Here is a 19,323-nt window from a genome sequence, read left to right as displayed (position 1 = left end):
ACATCCGCTCCGGATCAGTAGGATTTGCTGCGAGCAAACTGATCGTCGAGCGAGTCCAGATCGTCATCTCCCAGATCGAAATCGAACCCACCATCAGCTTTCTGTGGACGCGACGGGCGCATCGGTTTCTTGGCAGCATTCGCAGCAGGAGCCGATTTGCGCGGTGCAGGCTTTTCGGCCGTAGCGCCATCCATCTCAAAGAACCCAACGATACGCTCCAACTCAGAGGACATATCAGCCAGTTCAACAGCGCTTGCCGACAGTTGCTCGGACGCCGAGGTGTTCTCTTGGGTCACGCGGTCGAGCTGCTGGATCGACATGTTGATCTGGGACGAGCCTGTTGCCAGTTCACGCGCAGCCACCGAAATTTCAGTGACCAGCGACGATGTGCGTTCGATGTCAGGGACCAGACCCTGAAGCATTTCACCAGCGCTTGCCGCCGTCTGAACAGTCGACGCAGAGAGCGACGAAATTTCAGTCGCTGCAGTCTGGCTACGTTCTGCGAGTTTACGAACTTCAGCCGCAACAACCGCAAAGCCACGTCCATGTTCACCCGCACGTGCCGCCTCAACAGCGGCGTTCAGCGCTAGAAGGTCAGTCTGACGTGCGATTTCCTGAACGATCATGATGCGTTCAGCAATGGTCTGCATCGCATCGACCGCTTGGGTCACAGCCTTGCCACTATTGCGCGCATCTTCCGCAGACTTGGTCGCCATCTGTTCAGTGATGCTCGCGTTTTCAGCGGTCTGTTTGATGTTCGCAGCCATCTGCTCAACAGCAGCCGACGCTTCTTCGGTCGACGACGCCTGCTCAGTTGCGCCCTGCGACAGCTCTTCGGACGTCGCAGCCATCTGGGTTGCACCGTTGTTCACGTTGCGCACCGAATGCGTCACTTCACCGACGATATCACGCAGCTTAACCACCATGTCATTGATTGCAGTCTGCAGATTACCGATCTCGTCACGACCCTGAACGTCGATCGTTTTACGAAGATCACCTTTGGCGACGCTGCGCGCCATCGCAGATGCAACAGCCAAGCGACGCGAAATGCTCAAGACGATAACAATCGCAGAAATTGCACCCAAAACCATCGTAGCAGCAACGATGATGATCAAATTGCGACGGTCAGCGACAAACTGTGCAGCGTCTGCCGCCACATTGGCCTCAAGGCGCCCATGGATAAGTTCGTGCATCTCTTCAAGGATGTTTTGCAACTCCACCGTTTCGTCGAGCAATTTGCCGTGGAAAATTGTATTGGCAGGGTCGCCCTGACCAGAGAGTTCAAAAGCGATAACGCGCTGGGCCGTCGAAAGCGCTTCGGCATCCAATTCATCAAATTTGTCGAGCATTGGGATCATCTCTGGCATCGCAACAGCGCGAATTTCGCCCGAAAACTGCCTAGCTGACTCGTTCAATTCATTCAGGCGCGCACGAAGGTCCGGAATGTGGTTAGGTGGCGCATCTGGAAGGCCGATTAGAATTTCGGCAACGGTCGTACGGACCATCAATTTAATACGGGTCAGATCTTCGAGCAGAAGCAAAACCGGCACTTCTTCAGCGACAACGGCGTCATAGTTGTGGTTAACTTTGTCGAGATCACGAATAGCTATCCACATCGAAATCGACGAGAGGATAAACACGAACAAAAAGGTGGCGGCGAGTTTGACTTTGATGCTCAGACGCATGTCACAGTTCCCAAGTTAGGCAACAGCGGCGCGCTGCGCCATTGCTGAAAAGATTGCGGATAGGTCGGGGATGAGGACGAATTCGCCCTCTGGGCCTTTGAAAAGGCCTTCGACAAATTCAGAGGGCCACATTGACGTGGCGGGTAGTGGTTCGATGGATGTCGATGGGATGGTCGCGACCTCATGGACGATGTCGGCCATCACAGCGACTGTTGTCGGTTCACCGCCGATGACGGCTTCCAGGACGAGGAAACGACGTGCATCCTCGGGACGTTCGGCTGGATTGGGGTCATTAATCCCCAAAGGTAAACGCAGGTCGCCCAGTGGCAAAACAGCTCCACGGACATTAACCACCCATGGCGCAAAATCACCTGCACCCGGAACACGGGTCGTCGGAAGCGGGTCGATGATCTCGCGCAGATCGGTCGCTGGGATAGCGAGGCGCTGAGGACCAATCGAAAAGGTGATTACGATTTGATGAGATGCAGCGAGTGTCATGCGGCCACCTCTTTCTTAGGTTCGATTAATGGCCCCGACATCGCGAGAAGTTGTGCTACATCGACTATGAGAGACACGGTGCCATCCCCGAGAATGGTCGCACCAGAAATCGCGCGTGCACCTTGCTGGAGTTTAGAGACCTGCTTGATCACCGTTTGGTTCGTGCCGATAATCCGATCGACAACAACCCCCATTCGGGCATCTCCAGACTCCACCACCACGACGTTCTGTTCAGTCGGCGGTTCACCTTCGCAGTCAAACAGATGACGCAACCGAACGAATGGCACGAACTGCCCCCGAATATCGAGGTAATCGCCGTTGCGTGATGCAATGCGTTTGTCCAACGGCAGTTCGAAAATCTCTTTCACAGACGACATCGGCAACGTGTAGCGCTCATCGGCAATCTCAATCAGCAAACCGTCGATGATCGCGAGGGTCAGTGGAAGGCGCAGAGTAACTGTCGTCCCTTGACCGAGTTTGCTGTCGATTTCGATGACACCACGCAGTCCTTCGATGGTGCGGCGGACAACATCCATGCCGACGCCACGACCGGACAGCTCTGTGATCGTTTCGGCGGTCGAGAACCCAGGTTCGAGAACCAGCGCGAACACCTGACCTGCTGTCAGTTGCGCTTCAGCGGTGATCAAGCCACGCTCAATCGCCTTCGCGCGGATTTTGTCGGCGCTCATGCCACGCCCATCGTCGCGAACAACGATATGCACTTCGCCGCCGACATGGGTGGCGGACAGTTCAATACGCCCAACCTGATCCTTATTCGTCTGCGCTCTGGCAGCGGGGTCTTCCATGCCATGGTCAATGGCATTTCGTAGGATATGCACTAGCGGATCAGCGAGCTTTTCAATCACCGTTTTATCGAGTTCGGTATCTTCACCGTCGACTACAAATTCAACGGGTTTGCCCAAATCAGACGAAAGGCCTAGGATCAAACGGCGGAAGCGCGACACCAAGGTCCGCATCGGAACCATGCGCATAGTCATCGTCGCATCCCGCAAACGCGCGGCAAGGCGTGTGACTTCTTCTGCGGTCGAAAGAAGAGCGGGATCACGGCTGTGACGCGCGAGTTCGGTCAAACGCGCCTCAACGGTCACCAATTCCCCAACCGAGTCCATCAGAGCGTCGAGACGAGCAGCAGGCACACGAATAGAAGCCGCAGGTTCAGATGCGGCAGGCGCTTTTTCAGAGGGCGCTTGCTGTTGCGGGGCTGGGGTGTCGAGGGCGGGCGCATCGGACAAGAGATCATCAATCTCGTCCCGTTCAATAACCTCGTTGACCTCAGAAGCTGTCAGCGTCCATTCAGCGTCCGCAAACATGAATACGTCTTCAACGTCGCCTTCTGAAACGCCCGCAGGCAGCTGCATCTGCCACGCCACATAACACTGATCCGCATTCAGGTCGTCCAGTGCTGGAATGTCCGATAGATCGGCAATAATTTGGGTTGCGCCAAGGTCTTTCAACTCCGACAGCAAAATATCGGGGCGTGCGCCCAGCGCGAGGGCATCCTCGGACAACTTGAACCGTAGGGTCGCGGGCGAATTGGATGTAACCACCTCAGCCTCGATCTCCTCCTCGATATCGACAATCTCAACACCGCCGCCCGATGTCAGATCACGCAAGGCATTCAAAATCGCAACGCGATCACCGTCTGGATCAGCGTCACCGTTCACCAGACCCGGAATTTGGTCACGTGCCGCAAGACCAAGACGCACCAACTCAGGCGTTACAGGAACTGCGCCAGCGCGGACTTTTTCAAAGGCGGTTTCAAAATCATGGATAAACGCCGCAAGTTCGGTGAACCCGAACATCGCGCCGCTTCCCTTAACGGTATGAAGATCACGGAAGACCTGATTGATCAGTCCCGCATCCTCAGGGCTCTCCTGAAGATCGACCAAGCCCCTTTCGAGGCTCTCAAGCAGCTCTGCGAGCTCTTCCTGAAAGACTGCAATCAGATCATCAGACATCAGCCCAATACCTTTTTCACAACTGCGAGGAGTTTGTCTTGGGTGAAGGGCTTAACCATCCAACCCAGAGCGCCCGCTTCGCGTGCTTGAGATTTCAGCGTGTCCGCGGAATCTGTCGATAGAACGACGATCGGCACGCCACGCCCGTTCGGGTGCTGGCGCAGCGCCTTGATCATGGATATCCCATCCATGCGCGGCATGTTCTGGTCGGTAATGATGGCATCGACGCGCGTGGTGGTCGCTTTTTCCAAACCGTCTTGACCATCGGACGCCTCAAGGACGCTATACCCCGCTTCGCGCAGCGTCAGGGCGATCATCCGGCGGATCGACGGGCTATCATCAACGGTCAGTACAGTTTTAGTCATATCGATATCCGAGTTATTCTTGTGCGCCAGACATGGAGCCGGCAATCATTTCAGCGCTGAGCGCATGGGCCGCCAAAGCATTGAGGACTGTTGTGTTGTCAGGTGACATACGAACCTCAAAACCGATCTGACGCGCGCGTGCCGCTGCCGCTGTTGCGACAAGAACCTGAAGCGGACCGAATTCGATCTTTTCCAGCTCAGCCACGTCAACGATGCATCCGCCTTCGTCCAAGGCATCCTTGAGACACTCGAGCAGCTCAGCTGCGTCCGAGTGGAACAGTTCTCCTGACAAAGAAATCTCGACGTCAGACATGTACAATTCTTCTCCTCAACACGCCCCGAAACGGACTGATTTTAGTTGGCTCATGTGTCGGTAACGGTCGACGAGGCAAAAACTTTACTTCTCCCTGACGGGCCAGCGCATCTCTTTCGTATTGGCAGACGCCCATTAGGGTCCGTCGCCGAACTGCCAAAATGCGAAGGTATCAGGCGGGGATTAGTCGCAAGTTTCGTGCCACCTGGACAAAGGAGAGCGCACGACAGGAACTGCCGCGTTGTGAACTGCTGGACATCAGAGGAAAATAAAGCCGAACGAGACTTTACGGGTTTTGAAAACCAACAGTCTCAATTGGTTAAGATCTTTGCTTAGCAAAGCAGAACGGGCCGCACTATGGCGGCCCGTTTTCAAAAATCAGATATCGAGATCAGCGATCATTCGAACTGCCGATGCAGCCTCTTCGCCCTTTTTGACGAAGTGTGCGTGATAGAACCCGATGTGCTCTTCGGTCGGCTGGAAATGATGTGGTGTCAGGGACACCGAATAAGTCGGCACACCTGTTTCCATCTGCGCTTGCATCAGGCCATCAACAACTGCCGACGCGACGAAATCGTGCCGGTATATGCCACCATCAACAACCAGCGCGGCGCAGACGATTGCGTCGTATTTCCCCGACGCGCCCAGCTTTTTCGCCAGAAGTGGCATTTCAAATGCCCCTGGAACATCGAAGGATGTGATGTCTACGGCACGGCCAGCGTCAGCCATACCTTTTTCAAAGCCGACCAAAGCCTGATCGACGATTTCCGCATGCCAGCGGGCCTTAATGAAGGCGATGTTTAGTTTGTCAGTCATGGAACCATTCCTTTGTCTTACCAAAATGGTCCCAAGGCGCAGCCGCCCGAAAACAGACGCACTGCTGCGCTGCCCCGAACGTTCTCTTTCATCCGGACTTTAACCGTCGGCCCCGGAATTTCACCGGATCTGCTGACCCCACTTTTGATGGGCGCTCGCGGGCTTTAACCGCCGGTGGGGAATTTCACCCCGCCCTGAGAACACAGTTTTAATGCCCGCCTTCCCCACGCTTTTCAAGGGCCGACTGCGACAGATCACTTAACCATTACGTCACCAAAGCCAAAACGGCCTTAGAGTTTCGCTTGCACGTCATGGCGCGCCAAAGTTAAAGAGCATCCAGCGGTCCCATAGCTCAACTGGATAGAGCAGCTGACTTCTAATCAGCAGGTTCGGGGTTCGAGTCCTCGTGGGATCGCCATCACTCTGGCTGACAGATTTGACCTCGTCGCACGGCTAAGGCCGTTCGAGCGAGCAATCCCCCCACAATGATCAGCAAAAGCACCAATAGCCCTGTGCCGATCACAATGTGGCTCTGTGATTGCAACTCTCGACCATAGAGGAACGATGCGGTCGACAGCGCTGCAATCGGGAACGAAAGCGCCCACCACGACAATGCGAATGGTAAGCGCATAAATTTTGGCGCTTGGGTCAAGACGATCAGGGTAAAGACGTAGGCGAGGCTCAACAGAATATGGCCGAAGGAATCGACACCTCCAGATAGTCGCGTCTATGCGATAAACGCGACCGATGGCGGCGCAATGAGGATGACGAGGGTTGGCACGAGGCGACCCGGCAAGGGATCATGGAACATGAGCCTATTGATCACCAGCGTCAGCAATACGATCCAGAACATCACACCGGCGGAAAAGAACAGCCACGAAAGTTCTGTGTGCCCCAATGGCACACCAGCGAGAGGAACAATTACGTTACCAACCGCAGGGATGAACCATGCGGGGCTGACGTGAACTGGCGCGAAACTACGATGCCCAATCCACGCCGAAATCACTGAGAGCGCAAGCACACCCTGCAATGCCATTCCGATCCACCACAGAGGACCCGCAATGGCCTTGTGGTCCGTGAGTAGCGCTGCGGACAAGAGCAGAAGAGAAATTGAAATCGCTGGGAAAAAGGCGATTCGAACGGGGTGGTTCCACTCGGCTTTTACCGCATCAGGATGACGGATGATTTTTGCCAGATACCCAATGCTAACGACCGCCAGCAAGGCGACGCTCACCCAGAGAACATAGGCCGAATAGTGTGCCTCGGTCGCGTAGGTAAGCTCAGCTGCGTGAATGGCCAAGGTTAGACCAAGCATCCCCATGCCAATAGCAAAGAGCGTTACCGGATAATGACGGAGTTGTGGGGAAGCAGTATCGGTCATGTCAGCCTCTGAAATGTGATGTCAAAACATAAATAAAATAAAATGTTTTGACCAGCAAACAAAACAGAACCGCCGCAGCGGATTTCACGCTGAAACTTGTTTTATGTAAGGGGAGTTAATGGCGGACTGGGGAAGCGCCACAAAGCAAAATGGAAAAAATTTTATTATTATTTATCATATATTTATAAGGCATAACACTTCGGCCCTGTGTAGCAAAATGTGTAGCAAAATACAGCAACTCGGAAAGCTCTACCATCAGTCCAGTCCCAATACTCTTTCGGACAATTCAATATTGGCTTAAGTAACGCCTTCCTTCTCTGCGGAAAGCACGCCTCAGACGCTTGGACCTTATACCAATTCGTGATAGTCAGAATCTATGAACAATCTCTTTTTCATATCCTTCGAGATGACCCGCAACATCTCTGTAAATCTCTCTAAGGATATGAATTCGCATGCCCAAAGCATCCACAAAGCAGCCCGCCCCAGCATCCCAAGAATCGGTTGAAGAAATCGTAGAAGAGCTTTTCAAGAGTTCAGACGATGAACTTCTGAACCCTGACATCCCGTTTAACAAAGTGATCTTTTTAGAGAAGCTACCTGAAAGCTTCAACAAAGAAAGCAAAACTGCCCACGATAAATTTGCACGCCTACAAGGTGTGGGCATTCCCCTCTTTCATCGAGACGAGCTCGTTGAAGTGAGACGAGCGCTCGTCAAAGAGTTCCCCTACGCAGTCCATATCATCGACAACTTGTTGAAGCCCACTTTTCGTCGAATGAGTGCCGGCAAAGAAGGCATCGTTTTCGAGCCCACCATCCTCGTGGGGGAACCAGGCCTTGGTAAAACAAGGCTGCTGTCACGTCTTCTGGAAGAGCTCGATATCTATCATCGCAAGATCTCTGTCGCAGGCATGCAGGATGATCAGATTTTTGGCGTCCCTAAGGGCTATGCCACAGCCATGCCCTCAATCATGTCAACTGTCATTCATGACAAAGAAATCGGCAACCCTGTGTTCATCTTGGATGAAATCGACAAAGCGCAAGAGAGTAAGTTTGCGAACGTTCAGCACAAGCTCCTCGGCTTACTGGAAAAAGACGAAGCAATGAACTGGCATGAGCCGTATCTGCAAGCTCCGGTAAACCTCTACTATGTCGGCTGGCTGATGACTGCAAACACGCTGAGCACCATTAATGAGCCCCTGAAAAGTCGTTGTCACATCATGCGCATGCCCACACCTGCAGTCGAACACATCCCGCAAATTTTGAATACTATCCGAACAGACTTAGCTCTCGATGATGGATTGGATCCAAGATTTATCCCAAGCTTCGATGAAGCCGAAAGGACTGCACTCATCAACAGCTACGCACAGCACAAATCCATCCGAGTACTTAAAAGACAAGTGAAAGAGATCTTGTCACTTCGAGAGCTTACATTGCAGTAAATAAAGGGGTTTACGCATGCAGATAAATGTTTTTAAAAATAATTGCAAAATACTTAAATTAACACTTGACCTGATATTTTTAATATGATATTTAAAAATTATGACGAGTACTTAATATTTAAAGTTACACATGCAAGCAACCGCTCAGGCGGATGAAGAGAGGGGAGCATAACGCCCCTCTTTTTTCATTTGTGCGTTACATATAAAAAGGGAGCCACCCCCGTGATAGCCCCCTCTTCAACGGAAACTCATCAAAACAGAAGAATGTTTCCGTGACTTATATGTAAGTGGCCATGGGTAACACAAGTTTAAGGGTTTCGTTGTGCCCATGCAGGCAACAACCCCCACCATTGCTGATGGGGGCTGGATTCAGAAATAATCCCTCAAAGGAGATATCTCGTATATTGTCGGAGAAGATTAACAAATCGTTAAACCTCGACTTTCCGAGAGTTCAATTGCAACCAGACCAGATACTTTTTCCTTCAAAAGTATCAATGACACCTCAGTAGTCCACCAGTTTACCGTCACAAATCAGCCTATGAGATTGCATAGGGCCATACACAATCGGTGAAATCGACACCTGCCTGCACTGCAGTTCTAGTGGATCCGTAAGGCTGGAGATGTTTGCTTCACAATTTAGCACCCCCCACCGTTCCCAATATGTGCAATACAGCTCGTCAAGTGCGCCATCATTATCAATATCAAAGTCGATGCTGGCCTCCTGATTATCGGTGTTACGAATATCCTCTTGGGTAAAACCAAGGATTGCAGTCGGAACTCCAACTTCGATGCGCTCAACGACCTCTTCAGGTCTTCCGTTATGTATCACGTAATCTCGCTGAGACCGTTGCCAGTCAGTTGATCCAGCTCCAGCAGGTATGTCGTAGATGCGTATTAACTTTTGCCCCTGTTCTTCAACAATTTCTGGACCACCCCAGCCTCCAGGAATTGGAGCTTCATCTAAATAGTTGAAAAATCCATCCCCTCTATATGACACAATCGAAATATCAGCGGGACAACAGTTGCCCCCGTGACCAACTCGAATAATGGTCTCAAGCTGGCCATCGCCGTCGAAGTCAGCACTATCATCAACCGAGTAGGGATAGACGTATTCCCAATTTGGATGTGGTAACTCATATTCAACGCCGTTCAGATACGCCATCAGAGCGTTGTTTCCAGCATCCGCATTCCGATAATCGATATAGTAAACAGGGACATCTGGCTGAATATTGCGACACAGAACCGTCTTGTCTCTTGAGTAGCAATCCGCTGAGCTGAACTCTGATTTGGTTAAAACCCCAAGGCGGGTGTGTGCGTGAGATGCTCCATATTCTTCATTCCAATAGGCATCAAAACCGCCCCGCTCTCGCTCAATGAGATAAGCCCAAAACCCTTCAGCCTTATCTTCATCAAAATGTCCGAAGCGAATGACACCCTCAGCGACCTCATCAAGGTTGCACGGATTGGCGTCATAAATAACACCATCGATACGCAGCATACATTCTGAGGTCCGGATTTCCTCCGTTGCCATACGGTCTTCCGCTAGAGCAGTCTCGGTCCAGACGAAGAACGCAATCAATGTCAGCATTGAGAGCGCATACTGGCCAAGTCTATTATCATTTTGGTACATTATTTCGCAGCTCCAGTAACGCTCGCCTCCATCCTGCCCACAAATCACTTAATAAAACAACTTCTAAGACGTTCTAAAAAGTAGACCCGCATATTTTTCCGGTCTAGAGTGTGCTCATGAGCATGACTCGAACATCGCAGAAACGCAAAAAAAACTGGACCGTCGAGCAGCGGTATCAGTTTATAGAGTTTCGCCTTTTTTGGTCAGGATACATCAATCGGAGCGATCTGATCGAAGTGTTTGGCATCTCAAAACAGCAAGCCTCAAATGATCTTGCGAGCTACATCGAGGGTCGCAAGAGCAATCTCACCTATGACAAGAGCTTGCGGACTTACGTGCGTGGCAAGAACTTTCGGCCACGCTTCTTGACCCCTGATGCGAACGAATTCTTCTCGCAACTCCAAGCGGTCGATCAGGGGCTGCTCGATGAAGGGAAGAGCTGGGTAAATCCTTTGCCGAGCTATGGAGCGCCCCCTACTCCTGTAAGGGGTGTATCGGCGGAAGTTCTTAGGGATACTTACGTCGCAATCAGAGACCGCTTAGCTCTTCATGTCTCCTATCAATCTTTCAGCAGACCTGAGCCGGGCTGGCGTTGGATTGAGCCACATAGTTTCGCATTTGACGGGTTCCGTTGGCATGCTCGTGCGTTCTGCCGAAACGATAACATGTTCAAGGATTTCCTCTTGAGCCGAATTATCGGCATCGAGGCTTTTGATGAAGCCACGAATTCTATCGAGAATGATGATGCATGGAACACTGAGGTCACTCTAAAAATCGGGCCACATCCTGACCTCTCAGATGCCCAAAAATATGTGATTGGCCTTGATTACGGGATGGAAGAGGGAGTGACCGAAATCAAAGTTCGCAGGGCAATGCTTTATTATGCGTTGAAACGGTTAGGTCTCGATACAGACCCAGCTGCACGCAGACCGCAAGATCAGCAGATTGTGCTCCTGAATCGAGAAGAAATTATGTAAATGATCCAAGAAGACGTAACTCAGATGACCAACAAACATTCACCTATCGTGCCCACAGACGATTATCGCCTCTCCTTCGGCACGGGTGGTCTCTATGTTACGGAAAGCACCCAACTCATCCAGTCGTTTAGCGAACTCGATGACTGGGCTGAAGTGATCGAAAAAGCGGTTGAGGATAATCTCCTCCAGTTCAAATCCACACAGTCAACTCGCCGTGCTGTGAGAGAAATCTGCACTCGTTTGAAAAACCTGACGCCTCAGGAGATGGATTTCTTCCAAACTGCAGATCCTTATGACCAGTCACTCATTTGCTGGCTGGCTTGCTGTCGGACCTATGAGTTTATCGGTGATTTTGCGACCCAGGTGCTTCTGGAAAACTTTGCCAGCTACAAGCTCGATCTTGATTATGCTGCCTTCGATTTCTTCTGTGAGGAACAAGCACAGTTTCACCCTGAGCTTGAAGAAGTGACCGAAAGCACTCGCAAGAAGCTTCGGCAAATCCTGTTTCGCATGATGCGTGAAGCTGGAATTCTCAGCGATGACAACCGCATCATTGCAGGCATCGCCTCACAATCTCTGAAGGATATCAACGAACACGGTGAACGTGATCTGCCCCTTTTTGTGCCGGGAGCCTCTCTATGACGATTAACACCGCATGTGCCGAACTCCGAGGTCCGCAGTCTCGTGAACTGCTTGAACATCTTGAAAGCGTAATCTCAAATCAGCGCTTTATCGAGAAGCAGGGTCTGAACAACGAGGTTCCCTTCTTCATTTGTCCCTACCGACCAGAAGATGCGGTGGAGATGGAGGTGTTACGGGCCCAGCTCGTCAAACGCCTAGCGCAGAAGTCTGTAAGAATTCTCGAAATCAATCTCTACGACCTTGCTCTCGAACTTCTGGAGGGACGCAAGCTGCTCGGTCGTATACTGCAAGCCGAAGGCAGCATGCCCAAGTCGAAGATCAAGGAAACCCTACAAGGTGTTCTGGATCCAGAGCGCCACCTCATTCCTGCCATCGCAGAGCGTGCAAAGGATGCATCCTTTGATGTAATGTTCCTCTCCGGTGTGGGTGAGGTTTTTCCATACATTCGCTCGCATAACGTCCTGAATAATCTTCAGAGCGCTGCCAAAGACCAGCCTACAGTGATGTTCTTCCCAGGAAGCTACCAGCACCAGCTGGCAACAGGGGCATCCCTAGATCTCTTTGGAAAGCTCCAGGACGACAAATATTACCGTGCCTACAATATTCTCACGATGAAAGCTGCCGCATGACCATGCAATTAAAATCCCTTTTTGTTAAGCCCGTAGACCGACCCATTGATGGGGTTATCAAGGCAGACGATGAAGCCAGCCTCCTGATGGAGCTGGAAGAATATGTGGTCACGAATGAGGTTGAGAAAAACCTCAGCAGGTTCCTGCACGAATATAATAATTATTCACATATCAACGGCGTGTGGATTTCTGGTTTCTTCGGTTCGGGTAAATCTCACCTCCTTAAAATGCTCTCACTCGTTCTCGAAAACCGAGAGATCGAGGGGAAGTATGCAGCTGACATTTTCAGTGAGAAATGCGCTCATGATGCCATTTTGAAGGGGGAGCTGGATAAGGCTGTTCGCATCCCCTCCAAAAGCATTCTGTTCAATATCGACCAGAAAGCCACCATTATCAGCAAGGATCAGATTGATGCCCTGCTGGCAGTGTTCCAGTCAGTTTTTGATGAGAGCTGTGGCTACTATCGTGAAGGCTATATCGCCAAACTTGAGCGAGACCTTGATGAGCGAGGTCAGTTTGTAAGCTTCAAAGAAGAATTCCAGAAACACTCCTTCGGAAATATTTCTTGGGAAGAAGGTCGTGAACAGGCGAACTTCGAAGCGGATGCGATTGCAAAAGCCTTTGCTGTAGCAACAGGTCAAAGTGACGTCGCCAGCCAGAACATCCTCGACCAATATGCCAAGACCTATAATGTTTCCATTGAGAGCTTTGCTCAACAGGTCAAACGCTACATCGACAAGCAGGAAAAAGGCTTCCGTCTGACGTTCTTCGTCGATGAAGTCGGTCAGTATATCGCTGATAACGTCAAGCTGATGACCAACCTTCAGACGATTGCGGAAAGCCTGAACACCATCTGTAAAGGTCAGGCGTGGCTTGTCGTGACTGCCCAGGAGGCTCTCGATAAAGTCGTGGGCGACATTAATGCCCGTCAAGCAAACGACTTTTCAAAGATCATGGCTCGTTTCGGCACTCGCATGCCGCTCACCAGCCAAAACGTTGCTGAGGTCATCCAGAAGCGCCTTCTGAAAAAGAAAGCTGAGGCTGAAGGCACACTCGCCAATCTCTATGAAAGCGAGAACAGCAACTTCGGCACGCTATTCAACTTCTCAGATGGTTCCGTGACCTTGAAGAACTTCAGGGACAAGGACCATTTCATCGCAAGCTACCCCTTTGTCCCCTATCAGTACGAACTGTTCCGCCAGTGCATCAAAGGGCTGTCTGAACACAACGTCTTTGAAGGTCGCCATAGCTCTGTCGGGGAACGCTCCATGTTGGGCGTGTTCCGTGAAGTGGCTATCGGGATTGCTGACCTAGAAGTGGGTCAGCTTGCAACCTTCGACCGTATGTTCGAAGGCATCCGCACCGCTCTGAAAGGCTCTGTGCAGACCTCGATACAGGTGGCTGAAGGCAACCTTGATGATGAATTCGCCGTCAGGGTTCTCAAGGCGCTGTTCCTCGTCAAATACTACCGCCAGTTCAAGCCCACGCTGCATAACCTCAGCGTTCTGATGCTGGAACATTTCCATCAGGATCTGACTGGTCTTCGTAAGCGGGTAGAAGGGGCGCTGAACCGCTTGGAGAGTGAGACCTACATCCAGCGAAACGGCGATGTTTACGATTTCCTGACCGATGAAGAAAAAGACATCGAGGAAGAAATCAAGAATACGGAGGTGGACCGCACCGAGATTTCAAAGGAAATCAACGGTATCATCTTCCAGCAGGTAATCGGTTCCACAAAGATCCGTCATAATCAGACGAAGACAGACTACAGCTTTGCCTGCAAGATCGATGATGAGCTACAAGGAAGAGATGCCGAACTTGCAATCAATGTGATCACACCATTCCACGAGCATTCGGAAAATCTTTCATCCCTGTCGCTTGCGTCCATGAACAGCGATGAGCTTATGGTGGTGCTTCCGCAGAACGCACGCTTCATGTCTGACCTGCTTTTGTTCAAGAAAACGGAAAAATATGTCCGTCAGAACCAGCGTTCCAGCAGTGAAGAGGTTAAGGCCCGCATCCTTCAGGAAAAAGGCACCCAGAACTCTGAACGCTTCAAGACACTGAAAACCCGCATCGATATGATGCTGGCAGAAGCCAAGCTTCTTATGCGTGGGGATGACCTTGAGCTTCGTGAGGCGAATGCAAAAGCTCGTATCGAGCGTGCGTTCCAGCTCTTGATCGATAAGGTTTACAGCAACCTGCAGATGTTGCGGAACATCACCTATTCTGAGACTGACATCGCCAAATACCACACCGATGCCAAGGACGGCATTATGGGTGGGGAAGCTGCACCTCTTACAGAGGCACAACAGCAGATCTTCAACTACGTGCAGAGCCAGACCCGTCAGAGCCTGCGGGTAACCCTGAAGTCAGTCGAAGAGAAGTTTGAGCGTAAGCCCTTTGGTTGGCCTAGTTATGCCGTGCTTGCAAACACTTCAGCACTCTGTGGTGCAGGTAAAATCGAAGCACGGGCTGACGGGACCATCCTTGAAAACGATACACTGATTAAGACCTTCAAGAGCAATCGGGACCATCAGAATATCGTTCTGGAACCGCAGGTCGAATACTCTGCCTCCAAGATCAAAGAACTGAGAGAATTCTACACGGAATTCTTCACCCATCAGCCTGCAGCAAATGATGCACGTGGACTCAGCAAAGAAACGGCAACTGAGTTCGAAAGGCTGGCAAGTAAGCTCGCTGACCTTCATCGGTCTGTCGCCACGTTCCCCTTCCTCGAACAGCTGCCCGCTATCCAGGTGGCGCTCGAAGGCTACGCCAAGAAGGATGTGGATTGGTTCATCGAGGAGCTGCCCAAGATGGCAGATGACCTACTTGACCAGAAAGATGATGTTTTGGATCCGATCTTCACCTTCATGGAAGGGCCACAGCGTCAGATCTTTGAGAAGGCAAATCAGTATCTAAAGGATAACCAGAACAATCTTAGCCATGCAGGGGCTGATAGAGCCAAAGACGTAAATGCGATCCTCATTGATGAGGAATGCTACAAAGGCAACAAGATGCAAGACGCCAACCGTCTCTTGCATGAGCTGAGACTGCAGATCGACCAAGCCTTGATGGAAGCCAGACAGGCTGCAACGGAACGCTTGGAAAAGATTCAATCAGATATGCAGCAACTTTCTGAGTATCAGTCTGCCGATGCGGCACATCAATCACGGGCCGACCAGGCATTTGAAAGCATCCGCCAAGAGATCCAGAACCAGAGCATCATCGCCCTTATTCAGGTCTCCGTAGATCGCTTTACGTCTGATCAATATCCAAGCGTCCTTGGTGGTCTCACACCTGCACCGCAGCCTACCCAGACAGGGGATGACAGCACTCCCCCCCCTACTCCGAAGCCCTCTTTTGTCTCTGCTAAGAGCGTTTCGGTCACATCTGCGAAGTCTGTTCTGAATACCGAAGAAGACGTGGATGCGTATCTCTCGGCCTTGCGGGATGCACTCGTAAAAGAACTCAAAGACGGTAAGAGGATCACTGTGTAATGGACACGAATAAGCTCAAGAAGTTCGCCCAAGAAGCTCGTCGTGTTCTGATGGGACGGGTTAAGACCAAGCTCGATCTGGTCTTGGCCGAGGATAGTGCCGCACGCCGTGAACGGCCTGCCGCTGTGCGTGATCTGGAAAACAAGATCCGTGAGTTGGGCAAGGCACAGGTCATCGAACAGGTTGCTTATACCTGGTTCAACCGTTTTACCGCTCTGCAATACATGGACATGAACGGCTACAACCGTGTGCGTGTCATTGCACCCGCTGAGGGGCAAACCCGTCCTGAAATCCTATCAGAAGCCACGGCCGGCATTTTCAACGAAGATCTCGTATCCGAGAACACAAAGAACGTGGTCTCTGGTCTTCTGGATGGGCGTTCAGCCAGCAACGACCCTGAGAATGAAGCCTACCGTCATCTTGTGGTTTCCGCATGTAACTACTGGCATAAATCCATGCCTTACATGTTCGAAAAAATCCTCGACTTCACCGAACTCTTGATGCCGGAAGACCTTCTGTCTGCCACCTCTATCCTGACCAGCCTGCGGGAGGTGATGACAGAGGATGTGTGCAAAGATGTTGAGGTGATTGGCTGGCTCTATCAGTTCTACATCTCGGAAAAGAAAGATGATGTCTTTGCTGGTCTAAAGAAGAACCAGAAGATCACGCCTGAGAACATTCCTGCTGCCACCCAGCTGTTCACGCCACATTGGATTGTGCGCTACCTCGTTGAGAATTCTTTGGGTCGCCTTTGGATGCTGAACCGCCCGCAGTCCAAGCTGGCGGAACAGATGGAATATTACATCAAGCCCGAAGAGCCTGAGACGGATTTCATTAAGATCGGTAAGCCCCAAGAGTTGAAGATATGTGACCCCGCCTGTGGGTCTGGTCACATGCTGACCTATGCCTTCGACCTGCTGCATGCGATCTATGAAGAAGAAGGGTTCGACCCCAAGGATATTCCGGAATTCATCCTTGAGCATAACCTGACGGGCATCGAGATTGATGAACGTGCAGGTTCGCTTGCCTCCTTTGCTCTCGCCATGAAGGCAGCAGAAAAGCTTGGTCGTCGTCGTTTCCTGCGGATGGAAACCAAGCCCGAAATCTGCGTGTTGCAGAATGTCAGCTTTGAGCCATCAGAGTTGCAAGACATCGAAGCCATGGTTGGGCGTAGCCTGTTCACAGCGGACCTACGGGCAACCCTAACCCAGTTCGAGCAAGCCAAGAACTTCGGCTCTCTCATCATCCCGAAACTTAAAGACCCTCAGGAATGCCTGCGTGTTATCGAGGCACAGGATCTTGGTGGTGACATGTTCCGTGCAAAGTTGCGGGAACGGTTGCTGACAGTTCTTCGGATGTCTGAGGCACTCTCGTCCAAGTATCATGTTGTGGTAGCGAACCCGCCTTACATGGGTGGCAAGGGACTCAACGGGCAACTCGGAGACTTTCTTAAGAACGAATACAAAGACGTTAAGTCAGATGTGTTTTCAGCCTTCATGGTTCGCAATACATACCTTGCGGTGAAAGGTGGTCAGCTTGGATTTATGACACCCTTCGTTTGGATGTTCATTTCATCTTACGAAAAGCTACGCATCTTCCTGCTAGAACAGAAAACGATCACTAGCCTTATCCAGCTCGAATATTCTGGCTTTGATGGTGCAACAGTCCCGATCTGCACGTTCACCATTGAAAACAAACACTGCCCTGAGTTCAGGGGTGGTTATGTGCGCTTGTCAGATTTCCGTGGTGCAAAAAACCAAGCACCAAAAACCTTGGAAGCGGTCCAAAATCCAAACTGCGGCTGGTTCTATCGGGCCTCTGCAAATGATTTTGAGAAGATTCCAGGGAGTCCGATTGCTTATTGGGTGAGTCAAAATGAACGCCAACTATACAGTAGTGGACACCTACTGGCCAAAACAGCGATGCCCCGTAAGGGAATAGACACGGGTGAAAATGCACAATTTCTGCGGTTATGGTTTGAGACGCCGATTCATAGGTTTACGTCTTTTGGTGGGGAGAAGTGGACCCCATATAACAAAGGTGGAGAATTCCGTCGTTGGTATGGCAATAGAGAATGGGTAGTTGATTGGGAAAATGAGGGGCAAGAAATAAAGGCGAGACTTGGCTGGAAGTCAAGGAAGCCAACTATAAGAAATGAAGCCTTTTTTCGTCGAGAAGGCTTTACTTGGACAACCATTTCATCGGGGGGGTTCTCTGCAAGATACACCCCCGCAGACTCGCTTTTTGATAACGGTGGATGCACGTTATTTGCCGACCAAAACCTTTTAAAACTCGGTGCGTTTCTTAATTCTACCGTAATGTCACGCTACTTGGAGTTTCTATCACCAACACTTAATTTTCAACCTGGAGATATTGGCACAGCACTGTTTCTTCCGGCGTGCTTAGAGAGCAACATATCCAGTCAACAATCTGTCAATCTCTCAAAATCAGACTGGGACGCCTACGAAACCTCTTGGGAGTTCACAACGCTTCCCCTGTTGTCATCTGACCATCGTGGCGCAAACATAGCTGAGACCTATGCCAAACTGCGTTCGCATTGGCAGTCAATGACCGACGAGATGCAGCGGTTGGAGGAAGAGAATAACAAGATCTTTATCGATGCCTATGGTTTGCAGGACGAGCTGACACCAGAGGTTCCGATTGATGAGATCACTCTGACCTGTAACCCGCATTATCGCTATGGCGGGAACATGACCAATGAAGAGCGTGAGGCACGCCTTCTGTCAGACACGATGGCAGAATTCTTGTCTTATGCCGTTGGGTGCATGTTCGGGCGCTATAGCCTCGATAAACCCGGTCTTGTGCTTGCCAACCAAGGTGAAACACTTGCGGACTATCTGGCGCAGGTGCCAGAGCCCACATTTGAACCTGACGAGGATAATGTCATCCCCATGCTGGATGGGGACTGGTTCTCTGATGACATCACAGAGCGTTTCCGGAAGTTCCTAAGGGTCACCTTTGGCGAAGAAAAGTTCCAAGAAAACCTGCGCTTCATCGAGACGGCTCTTGGAAAAGATATCCGAAAATACTTCACCAAGGATTTCTACGGCGATCATGTGAAGCGTTACAAAAAGCGCCCGATCTACTGGATGTTCTCCAGCCCCAAGGGCAGCTTTAACGCCCTCATCTATCTGCACCGCTATAATCGGGACACAGTTTCCGTGCTCCTTGACCGTTATGTGCGTGAATTCAAGGTGAAGCTGAGCGCTCAGAAATCCGCCTATGAACGTGTTGAGATCAGCTCAGATGCCTCACAGGGGGAGAAGACCAAGGCCATCAAGGAAATCCAGAAGATCAACAGCATCATCGAGGAACTGGATGCTTGGGAGCGTGATGTGATCTTCCCACTGGCCAGTCAGCGTATCGAGATCGACTTGGATGATGGTGTGAAAGCCAACTATCCCAAGTTCGGCACCGCCCTGAAATCTATCGGTATTTGAGGTGT

Annotated in this window: 13 protein-coding genes, 1 tRNA gene, 1 pseudogene and 1 riboswitch; of the genes and pseudogenes, 7 read left to right on the top strand and 8 right to left on the bottom strand. The window is 51.0% G+C overall.

Features of this window, described 5'->3' with window-relative positions; translation table 11 throughout:
* Positions 1-14 precede the first annotated feature (14 nt).
* From BSK21_RS01685 to BSK21_RS01660, 6 genes are all read right to left on the bottom strand, one after another.
* Positions 15-1,685 carry a methyl-accepting chemotaxis protein gene (locus BSK21_RS01685; RefSeq protein ID WP_067550342.1) on the bottom strand — a complete coding sequence of 557 codons (1,671 nt, stop codon included), beginning with the start codon at positions 1,683-1,685 and terminating at the stop codon, positions 15-17.
* 15 nt (positions 1,686-1,700) lie between these two features.
* Positions 1,701-2,183, bottom strand: a complete 483-nt coding sequence (locus BSK21_RS01680) for a chemotaxis protein CheW (RefSeq protein ID WP_067550344.1) — start codon at positions 2,181-2,183, stop codon at positions 1,701-1,703.
* On the bottom strand, positions 2,180-4,162 hold the full coding sequence (locus tag BSK21_RS01675; protein ID WP_231924793.1) for a chemotaxis protein CheA: 1,983 nt from the start codon (positions 4,160-4,162) through the stop codon (positions 2,180-2,182). Before BSK21_RS01675 ends, BSK21_RS01680 begins: the two co-directional genes overlap by 4 nt.
* Positions 4,162-4,527, bottom strand: a complete 366-nt coding sequence (locus BSK21_RS01670; RefSeq protein ID WP_067550348.1) for a response regulator — start codon at positions 4,525-4,527, stop codon at positions 4,162-4,164. Before BSK21_RS01670 ends, BSK21_RS01675 begins: the two co-directional genes overlap by 1 nt.
* A 13-nt stretch (positions 4,528-4,540) precedes the next feature.
* The gene (locus tag BSK21_RS01665) at positions 4,541-4,840 is read right to left on the bottom strand and encodes an STAS domain-containing protein (protein WP_067550350.1); all 300 of its coding nucleotides are present in this window, start codon (positions 4,838-4,840) and stop codon (positions 4,541-4,543) included.
* Between the two features lie 378 nt (positions 4,841-5,218).
* Positions 5,219-5,656: a 6,7-dimethyl-8-ribityllumazine synthase gene (locus BSK21_RS01660; RefSeq protein ID WP_067550352.1), complete on the bottom strand. Its 438-nt coding sequence runs from the start codon at positions 5,654-5,656 to the stop codon at positions 5,219-5,221.
* Positions 5,657-5,732: 76 nt separating this feature from the next.
* Positions 5,733-5,862, bottom strand: a riboswitch (FMN riboswitch).
* Between the two features lie 135 nt (positions 5,863-5,997).
* Between BSK21_RS01660 and BSK21_RS01655 the strand changes: the two genes are divergently transcribed.
* Positions 5,998-6,074, top strand: a tRNA-Arg gene (locus BSK21_RS01655).
* Here the strand turns inward: BSK21_RS01655 and BSK21_RS01650 are convergent.
* Positions 6,075-7,037 (bottom strand): annotated as a pseudogene (locus BSK21_RS01650) (SLAC1 anion channel family protein). It abuts the tRNA gene before it with no gap.
* Between the two features lie 452 nt (positions 7,038-7,489).
* On the opposite strand from BSK21_RS01650, the gene BSK21_RS01645 reads away from it, so the two are divergent.
* A complete protein-coding gene (locus BSK21_RS01645) occupies positions 7,490-8,476 on the top strand; it encodes an AAA family ATPase (RefSeq protein ID WP_067550354.1) in 987 nt (328 codons plus the stop codon).
* A 502-nt stretch (positions 8,477-8,978) separates the two neighbouring features.
* On the opposite strand, the gene BSK21_RS01640 is transcribed toward BSK21_RS01645, so the two are convergent.
* Positions 8,979-10,064: a hypothetical protein gene (locus BSK21_RS01640; RefSeq protein WP_156529579.1), complete on the bottom strand. Its 1,086-nt coding sequence runs from the start codon at positions 10,062-10,064 to the stop codon at positions 8,979-8,981.
* Between the two features lie 158 nt (positions 10,065-10,222).
* Here BSK21_RS01640 and BSK21_RS01635 point away from each other — a divergent pair, with 158 nt between their 5' ends.
* The 5 genes from BSK21_RS01635 to pglX are packed head-to-tail and all read left to right on the top strand — an operon-like array spanning position 10,223 to position 19,318.
* Positions 10,223-11,083, top strand: coding sequence for a WYL domain-containing protein (locus BSK21_RS01635; protein WP_082959429.1), 861 nt, complete (start codon positions 10,223-10,225; stop codon positions 11,081-11,083).
* Positions 11,084-11,725: a DUF1819 family protein gene (locus BSK21_RS01630; protein WP_082959430.1), complete on the top strand. Its 642-nt coding sequence runs from the start codon at positions 11,084-11,086 to the stop codon at positions 11,723-11,725.
* Positions 11,722-12,354, top strand: coding sequence for a DUF1788 domain-containing protein (locus BSK21_RS01625; protein WP_067550358.1), 633 nt, complete (start codon positions 11,722-11,724; stop codon positions 12,352-12,354). Before BSK21_RS01630 ends, BSK21_RS01625 begins: the two co-directional genes overlap by 4 nt.
* Positions 12,351-15,857 carry a BREX system P-loop protein BrxC gene (gene brxC / locus BSK21_RS01620; protein WP_197498179.1) on the top strand — a complete coding sequence of 1,169 codons (3,507 nt, stop codon included), beginning with the start codon at positions 12,351-12,353 and terminating at the stop codon, positions 15,855-15,857. The genes BSK21_RS01625 and brxC overlap by 4 nt, the downstream gene beginning before the upstream one ends.
* Positions 15,857-19,318, top strand: coding sequence for a BREX-1 system adenine-specific DNA-methyltransferase PglX (pglX, locus tag BSK21_RS01615; protein WP_067550360.1), 3,462 nt, complete (start codon positions 15,857-15,859; stop codon positions 19,316-19,318). Before brxC ends, pglX begins: the two co-directional genes overlap by 1 nt.
* The last annotated feature ends 5 nt before the right edge of the window (positions 19,319-19,323 follow it).

The organism is Marivivens sp. JLT3646, from assembly GCF_001908835.1.
Classification (GTDB): Bacteria; Pseudomonadota; Alphaproteobacteria; order Rhodobacterales; family Rhodobacteraceae; genus Marivivens; species Marivivens geojensis.
Note: the sequence above shows the minus strand (reverse complement) of the source record. Positions and strands in the feature narration are given on the sequence as shown.